A 21885-nucleotide genomic window follows, 5' to 3' on the forward strand; every position below is an offset into this window, starting at 1 on the left:
CGCAACGCCCGGCTTGTTCAGGAACGCCCGGCACGCGCCCGCCAGAAGGCGAGGTTGCGGCGGGTGAACCGGGTGATCAGGTGCTCAGCCCCCAACGCCGCCATGCAGCCGTCCAGGATCTGCTCCAGCTCCGCCACCGCACCCGCGGCGTCGCCGCCCAGCCCGCGCCAGCAGGCCGCGATGCGGCGGATCGACAGGGTGCCCTCCGCGTCCTTCGGCGCCATCTGCTCGCTCGACAGGGATCTCCACAAGCTCACCATCGCGCCGGTCTCGTTGCGGGAATACTGGGAGCTGATCATGCCCTTCAGCTGCGACAGATGGTACGAATCGGAGCGCCATTCCCGCTCGTACTCGTCCATCACCTGCCAGTAGGCGCGGTGCCGATAGTGGCTGAGCAGATCACTGGTGCTCTTGAAGTCCTTGTCGTCGGGTGAGAACACGCGGTTCGCGTAGTTCATCGTGAGTTCCAGCTCGGCCAGCGCGCCCACATCGTCGCCGAGTTCGCTGTACGCGGAGGCGAGGTTTCGCCGTACCGCCAACGTCTCGCGATGGTCCGCGCCGTACACCCTCGTGAAATCCGCGAGCACTTCTTCCAGCTCTGTCGCGGCTTGGGCCGTGTCGGCGCCTCCGATGCGGATGACCGCGCGGTTGTGCCGGGTGATCAGAGCCTGCTGGCTGTTACGGCCGAGTACCCGCTTCTGGTCCTCGATCAACTCGGCGAGGACCTTGTCGAGACCCGCCGTGTCGTCCTGGGCCATGCGCAGCTCGGCGACCGTCTGTCGCGTGAACAGCGTGTCGACGTGGTCGAAACCCAACTTCCGCCGCTGGTCCTTCAGTACCTTCTTGAGTTCGCTCATCCCGTTCTTGACGTTGCCCGCGAGCACCCGCAGGTAGCCGAGGTAGTAGCGGGTGAGCAGCGTGTCCTGGTGGTTGCGGCCCAGCACTCGCTGCTGGTCGGCGAGGACGTTCTCGAGTCCTTCCGCGCTGCCGTGATCGCCCGGTGTGGCCGAGGCGTGGGCGAACGCCACCTTGCTGCGGGTGGCCAGGGTGTCCCGGTGGTGGGGACCCAGCGTCCGGGTCTGTTCCGCCAGCTGTTCCTCGAGTTCGGTGGCTTCACCGCGCACGATCAGGCTGCGCACGGTCACGAGGTGGCCGCGGATGTTCCGGGTCTCATGGTGGTCCTCGCCCAGCCGGCGTCGCGCCATCCCGTGCAGGTACTGGAAGTAGACGGCGGCGGGGTCGAGCAGGCCGGCGTCCTTGAGCGCCGTTCCGGCCCGGGTCTGCACCGGGTGCCCGCCGTAACTCCAGAAGTGGTCGTCGGCCCAGCCGCGCAGTGCGATCGCGGCCGCGAAGAACGCCTGGTTGCCCACGGGGTCGCTGTGGGCGTCCGGCCAGGCTTCCACCAGGGCGTCGCCTGCCGCGCGCTCACCCATGTCGGGCGGGTCGGGCCTCGGTGAGGTCCAGTCGTTCGGCGTGTTCCTGTCCCGCTCGGCGAGGACGGTGAGCTCCAGGTACTCCAGGAGGACGCGTCGCATCCAGGGGTCCAGCCGGAGCTTCCGGTGCGCGTCGATCGTGACGAGGCCCAAGCGGTGCGCCTGGGCCAGCGCGCTTCGGACGTCGTTCGCGTCGACGGTTCTGCCCTGACTGGCGGTGAGGTGCCGCGCGACGGCCGAGGTCCCGAAGAACTCCAGGGGAATGACACCGCCGTCCACCAGCGAGGCCAGGTCCAGCACCGGACGGGTCAGCCCGCTCGCGAGGTCGAGCGACAACGAACACGTGGTCACCACGCCGATGTGGAATACGAAGTCGGGCCGCAGCGGCATATGGGTATCCGCGAGCCGGCTGTGCCGGGAGGTGACCTGCTCGTAGCGGGCCGACCACAGGCGATGGTATTCGGCGTACGTCGTGTCGCGGCTCGCCACGTAGTTCGCGGCGTGCGCCAGCACCAAGGGGAATCCATTCAGCTCACGCGCGAGTTCCGCCGCGCCCTCGGTCCGCTGTGGACTTCCCGCCTGCCGTTCGCGCAGGTACTCCACGGCTTCCCGCTCGTCGAACCCACCCACGTACGCCACGTGCACGCCCTCGCCGAACTCATCGGAGTCCTTGAGGCCGGCGGTCACCACGGTCCGCCCCGATGCGTGCCGGGGCGGCCACAGGTCACGCAGGTCGTCCGCCGTGGACAGATCGTCGAACACGATCAGCCAGCGCCGGGAGGTCTCGGTCAACCAGGCCAGGAAGCCTTTGACCGCCGCGTCGCCCGCGGCTTCTAGGTTCAGCGCCTTTGCCGCAGCGAGGTAGCCGAGCCGGATCGCGTCCCGCGAGCCCGCGGTGATCCACACCAGCAGGTCGAGCTCACCCTGCTTCCACAGCCGCTCGGCGTGCCAGGCGGCCAGCTGGGTCTTCCCCATACCGCGGTACCCGGCCAGCACCACGGCCCCACCGGCGTCCAGGTCCGGCGCGGCGGCCGGCTCCAGGAAGCATTCAGCCGCCGGCGGCACCGCTCCGACCCGCTTGGGCCAGCTCTCCTCCGGCCGCACCGGCGGCGCCGCGAACTGCTGGTGAACGGTGACGATGATGTCGCGGCCGGCCTCGATGTCGCGAAACCCCAGTGAGGGTGTGGCGAACGGGGCCGGACCGGCCGCTGTCAAGGGTGGGCGGGAGAGTCACCTCCGTCGACATCGACGCCCGCGATGACGATGCCGCCCCGCGTCCTCACGCGCTCGAGGCCGACGCCGGTCGCGTCGCCGCGAACCTTCACGTTGACGACCCTGATGAGCTCGGCATCGACGTCCTTCAGGTCGACACCGACCGCCCTCGCGGCGGCCGCGTCGTGCTCACGTACGGCCTTGACCACCTCGTGCGCCGCCGCGAGCACCGAGAGGTCGTCGCCGACGCCGGCAGCGGACAGATGCTCCCGCAACGACTCCTGCTCGGCCTCCGCGTCGGGCTGCCGCTCCACCGCGCCGACCTCGACGCCGTGCCGCCGCACGATCAGGTTCTTCAACCCCAGGTAGGCATCGCGCACGGCCGACTGCGCCTGCTCCTTCAGCCCGGCCGTCGCACCGGCCACCACCGCCGCGACGACAAGCGACACAGGATCCATTGCTCGGACCGCCCCCTCCGTTGCTCCGACACACGAAAACCTATACCCAGTTGTCACCACGCATCCCAGCACCTTCGACGGGCAGCGATCTGTGACACCCCGTCAGGACCGGGCCGGATACACGACGAAGCCACGCGCAGCTCCGCCGGTGGCGACAGCAACGGATCACCCTCGTTCCCCTCACGAACGGCGGCATTGATGCCCAGCTTGCCGTTGGTGCGCCGCAACACCCGCGGCATCGGATCGGATGCCGGGCCCCGGCCGACCGCACGCAGTCGATCCGGCGCCTGCCGAGCGGGCAGCCCACGCGGCGGAGTGGTGTGAAGCCGGCATGGTGACGGAAAGAGCCGGTCAGGGCAGAACCAGTACCTGCAAGCTGTCCTTTGGTTTCCCCTTGGTCATTTTTCGTTCACCTGGGCTACACGTCATGTCGTGACCATGATCAATGCCTTGGTTCAGGGTTCAGCTGCGGCAGAACCCTCCTGGGTTGCCAAGTGGGCGACGGGGGGCTTGTTGCCGCAGGCGGGGGATTTCGTCATGCCGTGACACGTGTCGGTCTCGCGCGCCCTGGAGGCCGGGTGGGTGACGGGGAGAGGTCTCCGCGCCTGAAGGGGCCTCTTGTCCGCCTCCGTCATGGAGAAGGACACTTCCTTGCGATTCAGACGTCCGTACAGACCTTTCCACCGCTCTCCGGCAGCCGAACCGGAGCTGACTTCGGGTGCCTCACCCGGTAGCCGGCTCGCGCGGCGACGCCGCGTCAACGGCTCTGTCGTCCCGCTGCTCGTCATCACCGCGGTTCTCGGGGGACTGCTGGGTGGCCGGCCCGCACCGACGCAGCCTGCCATGACGAACGTGGCGGACAGCTACGACGGGTTCGACGCCGCGGCGGCCGAGCAACTGCGCCAGGACCAGTGCCTGATGGCCGACGCGCTGCGGGTCGGCGGCACCTCCACGGTGCCGCTGGCAAAGAACGCGCTGAACCAGACCGCAGATCAGCTGCACACCGCCGCCGACCGCCAGTACTGGAACGACACTCCGCTGTCGACCGCGTTCCAGCAGGACCGGGACGCCATCGACGCGGCGAGCGATGTGCTGCCCACCCGGCTCGCGGCCTGGCAGACACCGCTCAACGGCCTGTCCTTCCCGGCCAACTTCGCCACCAACGCCGAGTTCTACTGGCCGCCGGGCGTCCCCGCCACCACCGACAACTTCTTCGATCAGGTGGGCTACGGGAAGTGGCTCGGCGAGCAGTGGTGGAAGTCCGAGGACGACCTCTACGAGGACCCCACCGCGCAGGCCGACGACGCCACCGTCCAGGCGGTGAAGGATCTGGGAACACCCCTGTACGGGAACCTCGATCCGTCGCTGCCCGGGCAGGACTGGCAGCAGGCGTACGCCGAGCACCAGGCGTTCGACGAACTGGTCAACGGCTTCGACGGGACCGGTGCCGACGACGCCCGGATGTTCCTGTCCTCCGGCGGTTTCCCGCGTACCGCCGCCGAACCGGGCAGCCTGGAGTTCCGGATCGCCGTCGAGGACCTGAAGGCCCGGTTCGCGGCCTGCGCCTGGCGCAATCCGATCGACCCGAACAAGGTCCTGGGGCAGGAGGTCGCCACCGCCTCGGCGGAGTGGCAGCAGGAACTGGCCGCCCAGGCCGTCCAGCGCAACCAGATCCTCGACGCCAGCACCGCCGCCACCAAGGCGCTCACCACGACCGCGCAGGCGCTCGGTGAGATGCTCGGCCAGTCCTGGATCGCCGACCACCTGGCCCGCTGGCAGGACTACTGGTCCGCGGGGGGCGTCGGCTGGATCGGCGACAGCCCGATGGCCATCCACGTCCACGGGTCCTCCGACAAGTGCCTTGAGGTCGGCGGGAATTCGACCGCCAACGCCGCCATCGTGCAGATCTACACCTGCAACGGCGGCGCCGGCCAGCAGTGGCGGATCTCCGGGGACACGCTGGTCAACGTCAACTCCGGCAAGTGCCTGATGCCGAAGGGGTCCGCGAGCGCGGACGGCACGGCGATGGTGCAGGGAGCCTGCACCGTCAGCAGTACCAGTGCCAACCGGTGGAAGTACAACCCGCACGCCACCACGCCGCTGACGAACCTCGGCAACGGCAAGTGCCTGAACCTGGCGTCCTACACCAACAGCCAGGACGCCACCCTGGCGACCTGCACCGGCGGTGCCTTCCAGAAGCTGGACATCGTCCCTGCCGGGCACAACGGCACCGGCGACCTCGACTACCCGACCACGGCCCAGTTCACCCAGGCCACCAAGGGCATCGCCGCCGCCCAGTCCGCCGCGCAGACCCAGCTGACGCTGATCCAGAAGCAGGCACAGGCCGCCACCTCCGCTGTCACCGGCACCGACACCTCTCTCAACGCCGCCTACGCGATCGCCGACCAGGCGGGCGCACCCCGTGGCCGGGGTCTGCTGGTCGGTCTGCAGAAGGCGCAGGTGACCAAGGCGTCGTCGGCCGCGATCAACGCGATGCAGGCCGCCGCCCAGACCGCGCTCTCGGCGACCAAGGCGTCCGCGGCGGACAGCGCGACCATCGCCGCCCGCGCCGTGACCCAGGCCGCAGCCTCGACGGCGGCGTTCCGCAACGCGGCCGCCGAGGCGGCGAAGGAACAGGCGAAGGCCGCCGCCGACGCCGCCGCGGTCCAGGCCGGCAACGCCAAGGCCGCCCGGGACACCGCCAAGGCCAAGCTGGCCGTGGCCACGCAGGCGGAGGCGGACGCGAAGGCCGCCGCGGCCACCGCGCACGCCCGCCGGCTGGACGCGGAGGCCGAAGAGGCCACCGCGAAGGCGGAGAAGGAGACCGCCGCCCAGAAGCAGGCGGAGGCCGCCGAGCACAAGACCAACGCCCAGGAGTACGCGGGCCAGGCGGAGGACGCCAAGGACAGGGCCGAGGCGGCCGACGCCACCGCCACCGAGAAGCGGCAGGCCGCCGAGACCGCCTCCGACAACGCGAAGGACCTGCGCGACAAGGCCTGGGACGCCAAGCAGAAGGCGGACGCCGCCCGCGCGAAGTCGTACGCCAAGGAGTCCTACGCAGCGGCACACGAGTCCGACGACCAGGCCCAGGCCTCCCGGCAGGCCGCGGACGCCGCGGACGCCGCGGCCGACGACGCGGAGAGCGCAGCCGGCTCGGCTCGTTCGGAGGCGGACGCGGCCACCCAGGCCGCGGCCGACGCCGACGCGGCCGCCACCCGAGCGGAGGCCGCTGCCAAGCGGGCCCACGCCGCCGCCGACGCCGCGAAGGCCGCCAAGGAGGACGCGGACGCCGCCGTCGCCACCGCGACCAGCGCCGCGGCCGACGCCATCGCCGCGTCCAAGACGGCCGCCACCGCCGCGAGCGCCGCGGTGAAACTCGCCGACGAGGCACAGGCGCACGCCGCCGACGCCAAGTCACAGGCCGACGCGGCCAACGCGGCCGCCGTGACCGCGATCGCCGGCGCCAACGTCGCCTCCGGACACGCCTACGCCGCCTCCCAGGCCGCCGTCGACGCCGGGAACGCCGCCCTCCAGGTGGCCGCTCCCGCCAACGACGCCGTCCAGCTCGGCGCCCCCTACGTCACCACCGACTCCGCCGCCGGCCTCGCCGTACTGACCGGGCAGTCCGCCAAGACGATCGCCGAGCAGCAGCAGGCCGTCGCCGAGGCCCACGCCCAGAACGCCCAGGAGGCCGCCGCCCAGGCAGCGAGCACCGCCAACGCGGCCACCGGCGACGCCAAGGCCGCGTACACCCTGGCCGCCGAGGCCGCCGGATACGCCGCCGACGCCCGCAAGTCCGCCAAGGAGGCCCTGGACTACTCCGCCGAAGCCGCCGGATACGCCTCCCAGGCCTCCCAGTCCCTCGCCCGCACCATCGCCTACGACAACCAGGCCACCGCCGATGCCCAGGCCGCCGACGACGCCGCCGGCCGCGCCGACGGCTACGCCGAGCAGGCCCGCGACTCCGCCGACGCCGCCGCCCTCGACGCCGAAGCCGCCCGCGCCGCCGCCAGCCAGGCGGAACAGGCCGCCGCGGACGCCCGGGCCGCCGCCAAGGACGCCGACGCCCAGGCCACCGCCGCCGAAGAAGCCGCCAAGGACGCCCAGAAGTACGCCGAATCCGCCCAGCAGGCGGCCACGGAAGCAGCCAACGCGCAGGCCAACCAGCAGGTCGGCTCCGGCGCCGGAACGGGCATCGGCGGCACCTTCTACGTCATCGACAAGGACACCCTCAAGGTCACGGACGTCAAGCAGGACAAGCCCTGTGAGATCCCACCGGGCTTCGGCACCAGCTGCACGGTGACCTTCACCTACACGTTCGACGTCTCGGTCGACTTCTACCTGTGCGTCAATCCCGACGTGCCGGCGACCGCGGCCGGCTGCCCCGACGAGGACACCCTGTTCCTCAAGACGGAGCAGCTCAAGGGCCTGACGAAGGACGACACCAAGACCTTCACCCAGCTCGACATCCTCAAGGGCCTGCTGAACACCTACCAGACCGTCGGCAAGGAGATCCTGATCCAGGACTTCGTGGACTGCTGGCACGGCAGTGCCAGCGGCTGCGCCTGGGCCGCCTCCAACTTCGTCCCCGGCAAGACTCTCGAGAAGATCGCCGAAGGGTTCCGTGCCCTCGACGCGGCGATGCAGACCGGCGTCGGCATCCGGGACGCGTTCGACGCCCTGAAGGTCATCGACGGCCTCGACCCCTCGACGCTGAAGCACATCGAGGACGCCGTCGAAGAACTCGAAGACGTCATCTCGGTCTGCACCAAGGACAGCTTCCCGGCGGGCACGGGCGTGGTGCTGGCCGACGGCTCCGTCAAGAGCATCCACGCGGTCCGCAGCGGCGATCTTCTCCGCACCACGGATCCGTTCACCGGCCGGACCGTCACCGAACCGGTGATCTCGACCCACCGGCACGACACCTCCGCGCTCACGGACGTCACCGTCGGCGGCGCGCTGGTCACCAGCACGACAGGCCACCGCTTCTACGTCGACGGCCGTGGCTGGACGGCGGTGTCGGACCTGCGCGTCGGGGATCTGCTCAGGGCTCCCGACGGTTCACTCAGCCCGGTGACCGCCCTGCGTGAGCACGCCGTCCTGGCGCCTCGCGAGGTGTACGACCTCACCGTCCAAGGCACGCACACCTTCTACGTCCGTGCCGACGGATCCCGGTCCCGGGACATCCTCGTCCACAACTGCACCGACATCATCGGGGACGAGGGTCTGGGCGGTGCGCACACCATCACGGACCACGTCAACAAGACGGACGAGCAGATGGCGGCCAAGGCGGTATCCGAGAAGAACGGTGTCGCCACCCGGTGGACCGACGAGGCTACGGCCGCCGAAGCGGTCAGCAAGGCCGTCACCGCCTGGTCGGAGAGGAACGCCGTGACGCTGCAGAACTGGGCGACCAGGCAGGCGCAGCGCAAGGCGAAGAATCAACTGCTGGAACCGAAGACGTTCACCTGGGACGTCCGGGACATGGGCCCCTCGCTGGGGAAGGTCTGGGTACGCGACGGCGTCCAGGGGGCGGCCGCCGGGACCAAGGTGGTCGTCACCCTGAAATACATTGGCAAGACCCCGGGCCACTCGACGAAGTGGGTCGTCTACACCGCGTATCCGGAGAGGTGATCATGACGGCGGAATTCGGGCTCTCCTGGCTGTCCATGCAGTGCGACGGCCTGGAGCAGACCCTGACCGTGGCGGAACTGGACTGCCTCGTGGAGAGCAGCCGCAAGGGCGCCCTGCTCATGATCGCTGCCCGTTCGGTGACCGACGTTCCCGCGCCGGGCCACACCCTGCTCGGCCGGGACGTACGACGGCTGCTGGAGTCGCCTCTCGACGACGCGGTGCTGCGCATGGTGTGGGTCGGCGGCGCTGACTCTGCCTTCGATCCCGACTGGGACAAGGAGAGCATGCGGGACTGGCTGGCCGGCATCGAGGCGGCGTGGCTGGACGCCGAACGGCTGGCGGACCCGGGCTTCGTCCCGCCTCCGCCTGCACCGCCGTCCGATCCGGGTCTGCGTGCGGCGGTCCTGGAAGCCATCGACGGCGTGGCGCCCCGGCTGGCGGCCGCGACGGAGAACCGCGTCTGGCCTCCCACGATCCCCGGCCTGGTGCCCGCTCTGACCGAGGTCGTCGAGAGCGTCGACGCGGACCTGGGTTTCCGGCTCTTTCTGCGGGTGCTCAAGGCCTCGGCCCTGCCCGTCGGCCCGCGTGATCACCAGGCGTTCCTCGCGGTCGGCGAACGGTTCGGCTACCCGGACCTGGTCGAGGAAGGCTACCTCCACGTTGTCCCGGCCGTGCCCTAGGCACAGCTCGCGGCAAGGCAGGTGGTGAGCAGGCCACCGTGTGTCCCGGGGCCCCGGTACGGCAACCAGCCGTACCGGGGCCCCGGCGCTCAGTGCCACCTCACCCCTGCGGGGACTGCACCTGACCAGCGGCAACACCGGCGCGGACATCGACTACGGGCCGCGCGGGAACAGCGGTGCACGGCCTATGGCCGGTGCCGATGGCGGTCCGCTGCCGGAGGCGGGAGGGACTGCTCGGCCCAGACGGTCTTGCCGTCGGGCGTATGGCGGACGCCCCAGTTCTGTGCGAGCTGGGCGACGATGAACAGGCCGCGCCCCCCTTCGTCGACGGTCTTCGCATGCCGCAGCCGTGGCGCGAGGGAGTTGCTGTCGTGGACTTCGCAGGTGAGGGTGCGGTCCTTGATGAGCTGCAGCTGGGCGGGCGGGGCGCCGTAGCGGACGGCGTTGGTGACCAGCTCGCTGACGATCATTTCGGTGGTGTAGGCGGTTTCCTCGTCGACGCTCCACCGCACGAGCTGGTGGCGGGTGTGGGTGCGTGCCTTGGCGACGGCCTTGGGATGGTGGCCGAGACGCCACGTGGCGACCTGGCCGGCGGGGAACGGGTGGGTGCGGGCGAGGAGGAGGATGACGTCGCTGTGGCGGGTCTCGTTCCGCAGCCGGTAGAGCACGTCGTCGCAGAGATCCTGCAGGGGCCGCCCGGGGTGGGCCAGCACCTGTCGCAGGGTGTCCGGGGACGGTGAGGTGTGCAGCAGGGCCGCGGTGTAGAAGGCGAGGACGCTGCCGTCGGCGACCGGGACCGTGGCGGCGGCGAAGGGCGGGCCTCCGGCGCTGCCCAGGGGAGGTCCGCTCGGCAGGTCCAGGATCTCGGTGGTCCCGTCGGGATGGGCGATGACGGGTGGGGGATGCCCGGCCAGGGCGACGGTGCAGGTCTGGGCGAACGGGTCGTGGACCGCGTACACACAGCTTCCCGTCAGGGGCACGAGATCGCCGGGCGGCAGCGTCGCGCGTTCCTCGGCGAGGCTGAGGGCGGTGTCGTTGAGGCGGGCGAGGAGTTCGTCGGGCTCCAGGTCGAGAGCGGCCAGGGAGTGCACGGCGGTCCGCATCTGTCCCATCGTGATGGCCGCGTGGATGCCTTGGCCGTCGACTTCCCCGACCACCAGTGCGGTGCGGGCACCGGACAGGGCGAAGGTGTCGAACCCGCCGCCCCCGCCCGTCTCGGAAGGCACATGCAGGTAGGCGGTCTCGACGGTGCTGCGCGGCGCGGGGTGGGGTGGCAGCAGATGACGCTGGACCGTCAGGGCGATGGTGTGTTCGCGGGTGTAGCGGCGGGCGTTGTCGATGCACAGCGCGGTGTGAGCGGCCACTTCGACGGCGAGGGTGACATCGCCCTTGTCGTAGACGTCCGCCTGGTCGGTGCGGTACAGGCTCAGCAGTCCCAGCACGGTTCCGCGCACGGTCAGGGGTGCCGTGATGAGGAGGCGGGCGCCGGAGACGCGGATCGCCTCGGCGCGCGGCGGGTCGGCCGCCAGCCAGGGCGTGTCGGGGGTCAGGGCGACGAGGCGGGGCTTGAGGTCGGTCAGCGTCTGGGCGTAGGGCGTGGGGAACGGCAGCGGGCGTACGTCGCCCACCGGATGCGCCTGGTTCTGCTCCTCGCCGCCGCTGTGGCGGAACGCGGCACGGCGCAGCGGCACCTCAGGTCCCAGCGGGCTCAGGGGCGGTTCCTCGCCCCGTACCACGGCGTCCACCACTTCCACCACGGCGATGTCGGCGAGGTCCGGCACCACCGCCTGCACCAGTTCCTCGCAGGTGGCGACCACGTCGAGGGTCCGTCCCACGTGCTCGCGCACGGAGCCGAGGACCCGCATACGGACGCCCACCCGTTCGCACTCGGTGACATCGAGCATCTCCGTGAGCACGCCCCAGATCTTCCCCTGCCCGTCCTCCAGGCGGGACGCCGAGACGGAGAACAGGTACTCCGGCCCCGGTGCGCCCTTCGGACGTACCCCCACGAGTCGCCCCCGCACCGGCTCGCCGGTCTCCAGTACGCCGCGCAGCATCGCCTCCACCTCACCGGGTGCGGACAGGTCGTACACGTCGGTGATGTGCCGGCCCGCGATCTGTCCATGGGGCGCTTCGTGCAGCACCGGTCTGGTGAGGTTGATCCGCAGGATGCGCAGCTCCGTGTCCAGGATCAGCAGGCCGGTGGGCGACTGGTGGAACAGGGCTTCCAGCACTGCGGCACCCTTGCCCGGCGAGACGGCTTCGTAGTGCGCCACGGCAACCCACCTCCCTAGTCCAGCCTGCACCGAGCCCCGATGCACCGCTCCCCCGCCCGCCGCCTTCCTCAAGCTGTTGCCATATCGTGAGCACGGCAGGGCCACTCAAGCGCGCACACATGTTCGACTGACGCCACCCGGCCCACGGCATGGCACGGCACAGGAGATGCCCCGCCCCCGGACAGGGGCGGGGCATCTCGGGGATTCGGTGCGGGTCAGCCGATCTGGGTGCCGGTGGCCGACAGCGCCTCCGTCACCGGCTGGAAGAACGTCTCCCCGCCGGAGGTGCAGTCGCCGCTGCCGCCCGAGGTCAGGCCGATCGCGCTGCTGCCCGAGAAGAGCGAGCCGCCGCTGTCGCCCGGCTCGGCGCACACGTCGGTCTGGATGAGTCCGCTCACCGTGCCCTCCGAGTAGTTCACGGTGGCGTTGAGACCCGTGACCGTGCCGTCGTGGACCTGGGTGGTGGAACCGCTGCGGGTCACCTTCATGCCCACGGTCGCCTCGGCCGCGCCCGTGATCTGCTGGGCAGAGCCGTTGTAGAGGTCGACCTCGCTCGGGTGGTCCACCTCGGAGGTGTACTTGACCAGCCCGAAGTCGTTGCCCGGGAAGCTGGACTGGGCGTTCTCGCCGATCACGTTGCCGGACGAGTCCGACCAGCTGGAGATGGCATCGGTGCAGTGCCCGGCGGTCAGGAAGTACGGCTCGCCGCCCTTGACCACGTTGAAGCCGAGCGAGCAGCGCCCGCCCGACCCGCTGATCGCGTCACCACCGGCGATGAAGGGCTTGAACTCCCCCTTCGAGTGCCGCAGTTCGGCCTTCTCGCCGAGCCCGTCGACGACCTTGGCGAGCTTGCTCAGCGCGGTCCCGGCGACCGTCTTGTCGGCGGTGACGACGACCTTGTTGGTGACCGGGTCGGTCGCCCACGAGGTGCCGGGGATGGTGGCGTCCTCCTTCAGCGTGGTCCGCGCGCCGTCGAGTTCGGCGAGGGAGTTGGCGACGACTCTCGCCTTGGCCCCGGCGGCCTCGACGGTCCCCGCGGCGGTGTCGTCGAGCACGTTGACGACGAGGTTCTTCGCCTTGGCGTCGTAGTACGTGCCGGCCGCGTCGGTGCCGAGGTCGGCGGCGAGCGTCGAGGCGAGCTTTCCGGCCGCCGGCGCGGACAGGATCTGCGGTACGGCGGCCTTGGCGGGCTCGCTGGCGTTCGCACTCTGGAAGGTCACTCCGGCGGCGACGAGCGCGGCTATCCCCGCGCCGGCGAGGGCCGCCCGGCGCCTGGGTATGCGTCGGTGCTTCAACTCATGTCCTCCTGTGGGGGGTCGGCCCGTAAGGTTGTGGGGACCTCAGGGCCGGAAGGCTGGTTGACGGGCGCCTACTATTCCGACACCCACAGGGAGCACACAAGGTCGACTTCAGGACGCGCGTGCGCGGATGTTGTGCGCCCCCTGCGCCCGGGCCGTTCACAGTCACCCCAGGAGAGTTCGCACTGCAAACACTACGGGCGAGTAACGGTTGGCGGAGAGTGATAGTTACCCCTGGCCGGAATTCGCCCCTCCAGGCTCGCCAGGCTCACTCTTGGCCCTGTTCACCGCGGACCCGTCGGCCCCGGGCGGCGGTTGCTGCTGGGCCCGCTCCAGGAACCGCAGCAGTTCCACCGGGAACGGCAGCACCAGGGTCGAGTTCTTCTCGGCGGCGACCGCCACCACCGTCTGCAGCAGCCGCAGCTGGAGCGCGGCGGGCTGCTCCGACATCTCCTTCGCCGCCTCCGCGAGCTTCTTGGAGGCCTGCAGTTCGGCGTCGGCGTTGATGACCCGGGCCCGGCGCTCCCGGTCGGCCTCGGCCTGCCGGGCCATGGACCGCTTCATGGTCTCGGGCAGCGAGACGTCCTTGATCTCGACGCGGTCGATGGTGACGCCCCACTCCACGGCCGGGCTGTCGATCATCAACTCAAGGCCCTGGTTGAGCTTTTCGCGGTTCGACAGCAGGTCGTCCAGCTCGCTCTTGCCGATGATGGACCGCAGTGAGGTCTGTGCCATCTGCGAGACCGCGAACCGGTAGTCCTCGACCCGGACGATCGCCTCGGCGGCTCCGGTCACCTTGAAGTAGACGACCGCGTCGACCCGTACGGTCACGTTGTCCCGGGTGATGCCCTCCTGCGCGGGCACGGGCATGGTGACGATCTGCATGTTGACCTTCTGGAGCCGGTCCACGAACGGGACGATCATGGTGAACCCGGGCCCGCGCACCTCCGGTCGCAGCCGGCCCAGGCGGAACACCACGCCTCGCTCGTACTGTCTGACGACCCGTGCCGCGGCCAGTGCGTAGACCGCTCCGACGGACACGAGAGCGGCTCCCGCCGCCACCAGCGCCTCGACCATGCCGGCCCCCAGGGGGTGACTCCAATGGTCCCTCGACGGTAACTCCGACACCCGCCCAAAAGGGAGCCCCCGCACGCCGGTTGCGTACGGGGGTCCACTGGGAGAACGGATCCGGGAGGATCGTCAGCCGACGCTCACGCCGTAGTAGCTCAGCGCCTCGGTGACCGGCTGGAAGAAGGTCGTACCGCCGGAGGTGCAGTTGCCGCTGCCGCCGGAGGTCAGACCGTAGGCCACGGTTCCACCGTAGAGCGGGCCGCCGCTGTCGCCGCCCTCGGCGCAGACCGTGGTCTGGATCATGCCGTAGACGATGTCACCGCTGCCGTAGTTGACGGTGGCGTTGAGCGCGGTGACCCGGCCGCTGTGCGTGCCGGTGGTCGAGCCGCGGCGGTACACCGTCGTCCCGACGCTGGGCGTGGCCGCGCTGGAGATGGTCTGGCTGCCGACCGCACTCGGATGCGCGACCGAGGTGTTGGTGTAGCGGACCAGCGCGAAGTCGTTCGTCGGGAAGCTGTAGCCGACGTTGGTGCCCAGGACCGAGGTCTGGCCGGAGTTGCTGTACCAGGTCGAGGCCACCTCGCCGCAGTGCCCGGCGGTCAGGAAGTAGTACGTGCTCCCGCTGTGCACGTTGAAGCCGAGCGAGCAGCGGTACCCGCCGCCGTAGATGGCGTCGCCGCCGGTGATCAGCTTCTTGAAGGTGCCGGGGGTGCGCTTGACGGTGATCGCGTCGGCGTTGGCACCCGCCTGCCGCTTGATCTTGGCGATCTCGGCGGTGGAGACCGTGGAGTCGGCGGTGAGGACGACACGGTGGGTCTTGCTGTCGACGGCCCAGGCGGTGCCGGGGACGTCCGCCTTCAGAACGGAGCTGTTCACGGCCTTCAGTTCGCCGGCGCTGAAGGTGTGAACGGGACTCGCGCTCGCGGTGGGGACGGCGAACGCTGCCGCGGCCAGGAAACCGGTGCCCACGGCGATCAGCCGGGTCCGTCTCGAGATACCGCTGCGGGGGGTCGTGCGCTTGATCCTCACTTTTCGTTCCCTCCCAGGGGAATCAGGGGGCCCGCGTGGGGTCGGGGCCCGTGAGGCGCAGCCAGGGACGACGTCCGGGTTCCGGACACGCAATGCCCCTGACAAGCGCTGAGGGGGAGTATTCGGGCGAACGACCGGTACCCGCAAGAGTGCCTTTCGGCCGTGCGACTGTGTTCGAACCATGCCGACTTTGTGTGATCTCGTCGTGGTCCGGGCGAGTTGACGCCCGGTCACAATTTCCGCGAAACCCTCAGGCCACTGTGCGCTCTCCCGCCTCGACCGCGAGGCCCAGCCTGTTCCCCGGCGGCGGGAAGGGGCAGATGAAGTGGTCCGCGAAGGCGCACGGCGGCAGCTGTGCCCGGTTGAAGTCGACGGTGGTGGAGCCGTCGGCGGCCGGGGCGGCCGAATAAAGGAACCTGAAACGGTAGCTGCCGGCCCCGCTGGTGGCATCGGCGAACACCGCCCACAGCCGGCCGTCGGCCTGCTCGGCGACCTGGAGCGTCCGTTCCCGGCCCGCCAGGGTGAAGGCGAGTTCCCCGGCGAGGACGAGCGCGCGTTCCACTCCGTCCGCGGTGTCGACGCGGACGGTGCGCCGGTCGTCGTCGTACGGCGTGAAGCGGCCCGGCACCGACCAGCGCGGGTCGTAGGGGGTGGCGTCGATGCCGGGGAAGGTGCGGCGGGCCGGGGCGGCCGGGTCGTAGTCCCGTATGCCCCGGACGCCTTCGCGGACCAGCACGACCAGCCGGCGCTCGCCGAGGGTGACCCGGGCCGACGGTTCGCGGTCGGCGGCGAGCCGGACCGCACCGGCGAAGGGCTCTCCGTCCAGGGCCAGACCGTCGGCCGCCGTCGCGGTGAGCAGCACGGCGTCGCCGTCCACCGCCCAGGTGCCGGGGACGCCGGGGAGGCGGCCGCCCGGGTGATCCTCGATCCAGTAAGTGCCGGTCAGCGCGAGCGGTCCGTAGGGGGCCGACACCGTCCCCACGCGGTCTTCGTGCCAGCGCTTCCAGTCGTCGGACGCGTCCTCGGTCATACGATCAGCCTTTCCCCAGCTCTCGGCATGGTCCACCTCACGTCTCTCATATGCACTCGACCCGACCACAACAGCCGGGAGCCCCGGGTTGTTTCAGGGCGCCGCGAACTGGCCGGCGGGCCGGGCCAGGCCGAGGTGCTCGCGCAGGGTGCTGCCCGGGTAGAAGGTGCGGAACAGCCCGCGGTGCTGGAGCAGCGCCACGGTGCCGTTGACCAGCCGCTCCAGATCGCGGCGCGGTTCGGCGGGGATCAGGTGGAAGCCGTCGGTGGCGCCCTCGCCGTGCCAGCCGGCGATCAGCTCCGCGAGGTCCACCGGACCGCCCCGGTACAGCGGCCCCTGCACGGTCTGCCGGGGCCCGCCGCCACCGTGTCCCGGCTCGGCCGCGCGCTCCCCGTCCCCCAGATCCACCACCAGACTCACCAGCACCCGCAGCTCGTCCGGATCCCGCCCTAACTCGCGTGCCCGGTCCCGCAGTTCCGCGCGTACGGCGGCGGCCTGCGCGGAGCTCGCGGCCCGCACCAGGACGACATCGGCGTACCGGGCGGCGGTCCGCAGGGCGGCCCCCTCGGTGCCGTCGGCCACCCGGACCGGATGCCCGGGCGAGGGCGCCGGCGCCTCGCTCCACCAGCCGGCCCGGCCCCGGCTGACCTGGTCGAGGTCGTCGAGGGCGGTCCCCGGGGCGGTCACCAACGGCACCAGCCCGATCCGCCGGGTGGCCGGGGCCACCTGCGACAGGAGGGCGACCGGGTCGGTCTCCACCCACCCGAACCGGCCGTCGAGCGTGACGAAGTCCAGGCCCCCGCTCTCGGCGAGCCGCGCCAGCTCGATGTAAGGCTCCGCGTCGAACACTCCGACCTGATCCACGGCGGCGGCCAGATGCAGCCCCCGGCCGTACGAGCCGGTCATGAGAAACCACCCTCTCCCCTAGACACCCGGGCACCGGCTCGTCGATCGACCGGCCCATCGATTCACAGCACCTTCGGCAGAAGGGCCCGGGTCCGCTCCTCCCGCGGAGCGGCCGGCGCCTCCCGCCCGGGCAGCTCGCGGAACCCGTCCCCGGAGCGCCCGAGGACGACGGTGACCTCGCCGGCCCGCGCCTGGAGGCCGACGCCCTTGAGCGCCTCTGGCTAGGCAGCGGCCTGGCCCGTCAGGTCGCGCAGGAAGGCCAGCGCCGCCCGTGCCGTGGCGTCGTTCTGCCGGAACGCGGGCCCTCCGGTGCGCGGCCGGGTGAACGCGCCGGGCGTACGGCCGTCGGTGAACGGCCCGAGCGCGAACCGCCGGGGATGGGGCTGCCCGCCCCCGTCGAGGATCCGCCCGTCGGCGGGGTCCACCCGGAGCAGCCCGTCGGGCGTCTCGGCGGCCCCGTCGGACTGCAGCTCGCGCAGCAGCACGTCCCGGGCCCGCCCGACCGTCGGTTCGGGCAGCCGGGCCTCGACCAGCGCCCGCGTCTCGACGGAGAACCCGGGCACGGTGTCCGAGGACGCCCGGAACACCCCGTCCCGCGCCGTCACCGTCATCCCGGCGCCGACGAACCTGACCACCCTCGCCCGGGACAGCGCGAGCAGCTGCCGCAGCCGGGGCCCGGGCGGCCCGGAGGCCAGATAGCTGAAGAACCCGTGCCACCAGGACCCGATGTCCCCGAGCCGCACCAACTGCCCGTAGATAGAGAGCAGCCCGAGGAAGACCGCCAGGTCGGGGCTGTACTCCGGGTCATGACGGCGGCTCAGGTCGCCCTCGACATAGGCCCGCAGCCCGTCCTGGAACTCCTCGTGCGACCCGTACCGCACCCCGTCCAGCGGGCGGTCCAGCGCCGCGAGGTCGAGCCGGTCGGCCGGGTCCGGTACGGCGGCCGCCACCAGCGCCCGCAGTTCGGCGTCGCCCTCGGCGGCGGCGTACTTCTCCTCGAAGTCCGGCCAGGCGACGGCCGTCCGCTCGGGGTGGACGGTGAACAGCCGGTGGTAGTGGGCGAAGCCCAGCTCCTTCGCCACCAGCGGCCACACGTCCCGCCGGAAGTCGAAACCGTCCGGCCGGGCACGCAGTTCGTCGACCTCGCCGGGCCCGAGGAAGCGCGGCAGCGGCGGGCGTTCACCGGTCCAGTCGTAGCCGATCTTCGAGTGGTACGGCACTCCGCGCCGCGATCCGACGTACAGCACCGGCTCCTGTCCGGACGGCACGTAGGTGTCACCGTCGTACCGTCCGCCCCGGCCCTCCGTAAGGAGCACCATCAGGTCGACGAAGGCGAGCCCGAACCCTCGCACCAGCACCGGTTCGCCGGGCCGCAGGGCGGACAGGTCGCTGTCGGCGGTGAAGTCCGGCGGCAGGTGGACCAGGCCGTGCGTGCCGGCGTACGCGGCCAGGGCGGCCTGCTCGGGGTCGAGGTCGGCGTCCAGATGGCCGAGGGCGAGGACGACGAGGTCGGCGAGGAGCGGGCGCGGGCGGCCCTCCAGCCAGACCTGCTGGCGCCCCTCGCGCGGCCCGCTCACCCGCAGGGCGCGGCGGGCGTGGTGGTGCACCGTGACACCCTCGGGCAGGTCGGCCACGGCATGGTCGTAGACGTGCCGCAGATACCGGCCCTGGATCTGCCGGTCGGCGAAAGTGCGGCCGTCCATGCCCGCCCACTCGTGCAGGGTCGGCCCCTCCCGTACCGGGCCGGTCATCCGCACCGTCTCGTCGGTGAACATGGTGACGTCCTCGGCGTGCGAGTTCATCCACAGCAGCGGCGACTGGGCGGCCCGCCAGATACGCCCGGCGCCCGGCGGATGCGGGTCGACCAGATGGATGTCGAGGCCCGCACCGGCGTACAGCTCGGGGGCGTTGGCGGCGATGCGTTCGAGGAGCCCGGTCCCCCGCGGACCGGCCCCCACGATCACCAGCTGGGGCCTCATCGGGCCGCCTCCGTGCCCCGCGGCACGGAGTCCGAGGTGAGGCAGTCGGCGACGGGTATGCCGGGGGTGGCGGGGGCTTGGGCGAGGGTTTCGGGTGACATGCGAAGGCTCCGTGGCGGATCAATCGAACACGGTGGACGCGCGCACGGTGGTGCGGCGGGTGCCTTCACACGGAACGCCGCTGGGCAGCGCTCTTACGGCCGAGCCCCTCAGCAGGACCGTCCGTCGACTCTACGGCGCCGTTTCCCCTGTCTGTCAAGGGTGTCCAGAGTGTGAGCAGCGCGTCTCAAGTCAGTTGACGGGAAACCGGAGACCTGTTCCACTTGGCCCATGCATCCACAGCAGTGGCTGGTCAAGCGCTCCCACATCGACTTCGGTCGCGTGTGGTCCTGTTCCTGTTGAGCTGACCCACTGCGCGCCCCGCCGACGGCGGGGACTCTTCGCGTTCTCCCTCGCACTCGCACTCCTCGCTTCGCCTTCACACGCGCACCCCTCCCCTCGCGCCACCCCTCTCGCTCCACCCGCCTGCTGACCCCAGGAGACCGCTCGCCGATACGCACACCCGCTCATTGCCTGTTATAGGAACTTTGCACTCTTTGCTGGGATCACCTCGACGCCGACCTCGCCTTCGAGGAGGCCACTAATGTGGCGCCCGCGTTCCAGGCGGCTGTGAAGAAACTCGTTACCGACGGTACGTACGACCGAATTCCGAAGAAGTGGCGGACCGCCGTTCCGGCGGCCGGCATCCCGCGGATCTCCCCGCCGGAGCCGATGAACTGACAGTACGTCAGGGCCCGTACGACGCTGAGCTGCGCTGTCGTATCGGCCGACTGTCGGTTCGTCACCCGTCACCGGTTCACCCGGACGCACCACCCCTCACCCATACGCCCGGAACAATCATATTTCACTCACAGTCAGCAGCCGTGCGGGCAACGGCCCTTGGCACAACTGGGCTCTCGACGTATTCGCTCTGCACCAGTACCGTCACAAACCCCCCGCGCGGCGTCTATCCACTTGGCGCGCCATCCGCATCATGGACGACCATAGGGATGCGGAAGCATGAAAGACCGCTGTGAGAGGAGGCGTCCATGGGATCGGTACGCAAGGCGAGTGCCTGGCTTGGCCTCGTCGACGACAACGATGACGAGCGCTACTACGACGACGACTACTCCGAAGGGACCGAGCAGCCCGGGGATGCCTGGGTCACCGACCCCCGGGTCAAGGTGGCCTCGGACACCGCCGAGGAGAAGGGCCGCAGGATCGGCACGGTCACCCCGGACAGCTTCCGGGACGCCCGCGCGATCGGCGAGCTGTTCCGCGAGGGCGTGCCGGTCATCGTGAACCTCACGGCCATGGAGGCCGGCGACGCCAAGCGGGTCGTCGACTTCGCGGCCGGGCTGATCTTCGGCCTGCGGGGTTCCATCGACCGGGTGTCCAACCGGGTCTTCCTGCTCTCCCCCGCCAACACGGAGATCGTCAACGGTGAGCCGGCCTCGCGCCGGGAGGACGGTTTCTTCAACCAGAGCTGAGGCAGGGCCGCTCGCCGGCCCTGCCCCCGCGCAGGGATCACCGGAAGGCGTCGAGCCCGGTGAGCGCCTTGCCCAGCACGAGCTGGTGCATCTCGACGGTGCCCTCGTAGGTGAGCACCGACTCCAGGTTGGTCGCGTGCCGCATCACGGGATACTCCAGCGAGATCCCGTTCGCCCCGAGGACCGTCCGCGCCGTACGGCAGATCTCGATCGCCTCTCGTACGTTGTTGAGCTTGCCGAAGCTGACCTGCTCGGGACGCAGGCGGCCGGCATCCATCCGCCGCCCCAGGTGATGGGCGAGCAGGATCCCCTTGTGCAGTTCGACCGCCATGTCGGCGAGTTTGGCCTGGGTGAGCTGGAAGCCGCCGATGGGCCTGCCGAACTGCTCCCGCGACTTCGCGTAGTCGACGGCCGTCTCGAAGCAGGTGCGTGCCGCGCCCATGGCACCCCAGACGATGCCGTAACGGGCGTGCGACAGACAGCTGAGCGGCCCCTTGAGGCCGGTGACCTCCGGCAGTACGGCATCGGCCGGGAGCCGTACGTCGTCCAGGACCAGCTCGCTGGTGACGCTCGCGCGCAGCGACCACTTGTGCTTGATCTCCGGCGCCGAGAACCCGGGCGTGTCGGTGGGCACCACGAACCCCCGGATCCCGTTCTCGCTCTGCGCCCACACGACGGCCACTCCGGCGACCGAGCCGTTGGTGATCCACATCTTCCGCCCGTTGAGCACCCAGCCGCCGCCGGCGTCGCGCTTGGCGTGCGTGCGCATGGCGGCGGGGTCGGAGCCGTGGTCGGGCTCGGTGAGGCCGAAGCACCCGATGACGTCACCGGCGGCCATCGCGGGCAGCCAGCGCTGCTTCTGCTCTTCGCTGCCGAACCGGTGGATCGCGTACATGGCCAGCGACCCCTGCACGGACACGAGCGACCGGATGCCCGAGTCGGCGGCCTCCAGCTCCAGACAGGCGAGCCCGTACTGCACGGCGGACGCGCCGGCGCAGCCGTACCCGGTGAGCGACATCCCGAGCGCCCCGATGCCGCCCAGCTCCTTGGCGAGCTCCCTGATGCCCGGCAGCTCCCCGCTCTCGTACCACTCGGCGACGAACGGCAGCACCCGGTCCGCCGCCCAGCTCCGCACGGTCTCCCGGACGGCGAGATCCTCCGGCTCCAGAAGATCGTCGATACCGAGCGGATCACCGGCATCGAACGGCGGCAACTTCGCGGACGCGGACATGAAAACCCTCCCAAAACTAGCACCGCTAGTTACACCAGGCTACGCGCAGTCTCCCGGTTCTCCCACCCTCGCACCACCCGCAGGAGTGAGCAGAAAGGCGCACGTCACCCGTGAGGCCC

The 21885-nt window shown here is 70.8% G+C and carries 13 protein-coding genes; 3 read left to right on the forward strand and 10 right to left on the reverse strand.

Annotated features, from left to right (window positions below):
- Positions 1-17 precede the first annotated feature (17 nt).
- Positions 18-2648: a hypothetical protein gene (locus ACFWXC_RS38835; protein WP_384486440.1), complete on the reverse strand. Its 2631-nt coding sequence runs from the start codon at positions 2646-2648 to the stop codon at positions 18-20.
- Positions 2645-3103, reverse strand: a complete 459-nt coding sequence (locus tag ACFWXC_RS38840) for a hypothetical protein (RefSeq protein WP_384486442.1) — start codon at positions 3101-3103, stop codon at positions 2645-2647. Before ACFWXC_RS38840 ends, ACFWXC_RS38835 begins: the two co-directional genes overlap by 4 nt.
- 843 nt (positions 3104-3946) lie before the next feature.
- Between ACFWXC_RS38840 and ACFWXC_RS38845 the strand changes: the two genes are divergently transcribed.
- Positions 3947-8737 carry an RNase A-like domain-containing protein gene (locus ACFWXC_RS38845; RefSeq protein WP_384486444.1) on the forward strand — a complete coding sequence of 1597 codons (4791 nt, stop codon included), beginning with the start codon at positions 3947-3949 and terminating at the stop codon, positions 8735-8737.
- 2 nt (positions 8738-8739) lie between these two features.
- Positions 8740-9417: a hypothetical protein gene (locus tag ACFWXC_RS38850; protein ID WP_384486446.1), complete on the forward strand. Its 678-nt coding sequence runs from the start codon at positions 8740-8742 to the stop codon at positions 9415-9417.
- Positions 9418-9602: 185 nt separating this feature from the next.
- Here the strand turns inward: ACFWXC_RS38850 and ACFWXC_RS38855 are convergent, their stop codons facing one another.
- The 7 genes from ACFWXC_RS38855 to ACFWXC_RS38885 all read right to left on the reverse strand — a co-directional run bounded on the left by ACFWXC_RS38855 (position 9603) and on the right by ACFWXC_RS38885 (position 19006).
- Positions 9603-11693 carry a SpoIIE family protein phosphatase gene (locus ACFWXC_RS38855; RefSeq protein ID WP_384486448.1) on the reverse strand — a complete coding sequence of 697 codons (2091 nt, stop codon included), beginning with the start codon at positions 11691-11693 and terminating at the stop codon, positions 9603-9605.
- A gap of 215 nt (positions 11694-11908) precedes the next feature.
- Positions 11909-12988, reverse strand: a complete 1080-nt coding sequence (locus ACFWXC_RS38860; RefSeq protein ID WP_384486450.1) for a S1 family peptidase — start codon at positions 12986-12988, stop codon at positions 11909-11911.
- A 231-nt stretch (positions 12989-13219) separates the two neighbouring features.
- Complete coding sequence (locus ACFWXC_RS38865; protein ID WP_384486452.1) at positions 13220-14068, reverse strand: slipin family protein; 849 nt, start codon at positions 14066-14068, stop codon at positions 13220-13222.
- Between the two features lie 123 nt (positions 14069-14191).
- Positions 14192-15091 carry a S1 family peptidase gene (locus tag ACFWXC_RS38870; protein ID WP_384486454.1) on the reverse strand — a complete coding sequence of 300 codons (900 nt, stop codon included), beginning with the start codon at positions 15089-15091 and terminating at the stop codon, positions 14192-14194.
- A gap of 250 nt (positions 15092-15341) precedes the next feature.
- On the reverse strand, positions 15342-16121 hold the full coding sequence (locus ACFWXC_RS38875; RefSeq protein ID WP_384486456.1) for a DUF1684 domain-containing protein: 780 nt from the start codon (positions 16119-16121) through the stop codon (positions 15342-15344).
- A 93-nt stretch (positions 16122-16214) separates the two neighbouring features.
- Positions 16215-17027: an LLM class flavin-dependent oxidoreductase gene (locus tag ACFWXC_RS38880; protein ID WP_384486458.1), complete on the reverse strand. Its 813-nt coding sequence runs from the start codon at positions 17025-17027 to the stop codon at positions 16215-16217.
- 221 nt (positions 17028-17248) lie between these two features.
- The gene (locus ACFWXC_RS38885; protein ID WP_384486460.1) at positions 17249-19006 is read right to left on the reverse strand and encodes an FAD/NAD(P)-binding protein; all 1758 of its coding nucleotides are present in this window, start codon (positions 19004-19006) and stop codon (positions 17249-17251) included.
- A gap of 1088 nt (positions 19007-20094) precedes the next feature.
- Here ACFWXC_RS38885 and ACFWXC_RS38890 point away from each other — a divergent pair.
- Positions 20095-20535, forward strand: coding sequence for a cell division protein SepF (locus ACFWXC_RS38890; RefSeq protein WP_351699550.1), 441 nt, complete (start codon positions 20095-20097; stop codon positions 20533-20535).
- Positions 20536-20572: 37 nt separating this feature from the next.
- Here the strand turns inward: ACFWXC_RS38890 and ACFWXC_RS38895 are convergent, their stop codons facing one another.
- Complete coding sequence (locus ACFWXC_RS38895; RefSeq protein WP_384486462.1) at positions 20573-21766, reverse strand: acyl-CoA dehydrogenase family protein; 1194 nt, start codon at positions 21764-21766, stop codon at positions 20573-20575.
- Positions 21767-21885 lie beyond the last annotated feature (119 nt).

This window comes from Streptomyces sp. NPDC058683 (assembly GCF_042716195.1).
Taxonomy (GTDB): Bacteria; Actinomycetota; Actinomycetes; order Streptomycetales; family Streptomycetaceae; genus Streptomyces.

Excerpts from the sequence above, each read along its gene's own strand:
- ACFWXC_RS38865 (WP_384486452.1), bottom strand. The coding sequence starts at position 14,068 with ATGGTCGAGGCGCTGGTGGCGGCGGGAGCCGCTCTCGTGTCCGTCGGA.
- ACFWXC_RS38890 (WP_351699550.1), top strand. The coding sequence starts at position 20,095 with ATGGGATCGGTACGCAAGGCGAGTGCCTGGCTTGGCCTCGTCGACGAC.
- ACFWXC_RS38885 (WP_384486460.1), bottom strand. The coding sequence starts at position 19,006 with ATGAGGCCCCAGCTGGTGATCGTGGGGGCCGGTCCGCGGGGGACCGGG.
- ACFWXC_RS38875 (WP_384486456.1), bottom strand. The coding sequence starts at position 16,121 with ATGACCGAGGACGCGTCCGACGACTGGAAGCGCTGGCACGAAGACCGC.
- ACFWXC_RS38850 (WP_384486446.1), top strand. The coding sequence starts at position 8,740 with ATGACGGCGGAATTCGGGCTCTCCTGGCTGTCCATGCAGTGCGACGGC.
- ACFWXC_RS38840 (WP_384486442.1), bottom strand. The coding sequence starts at position 3,103 with ATGGATCCTGTGTCGCTTGTCGTCGCGGCGGTGGTGGCCGGTGCGACG.
- ACFWXC_RS38895 (WP_384486462.1), bottom strand. The coding sequence starts at position 21,766 with ATGTCCGCGTCCGCGAAGTTGCCGCCGTTCGATGCCGGTGATCCGCTC.
- ACFWXC_RS38880 (WP_384486458.1), bottom strand. The coding sequence starts at position 17,027 with ATGACCGGCTCGTACGGCCGGGGGCTGCATCTGGCCGCCGCCGTGGAT.
- ACFWXC_RS38845 (WP_384486444.1), top strand. The coding sequence starts at position 3,947 with ATGACGAACGTGGCGGACAGCTACGACGGGTTCGACGCCGCGGCGGCC.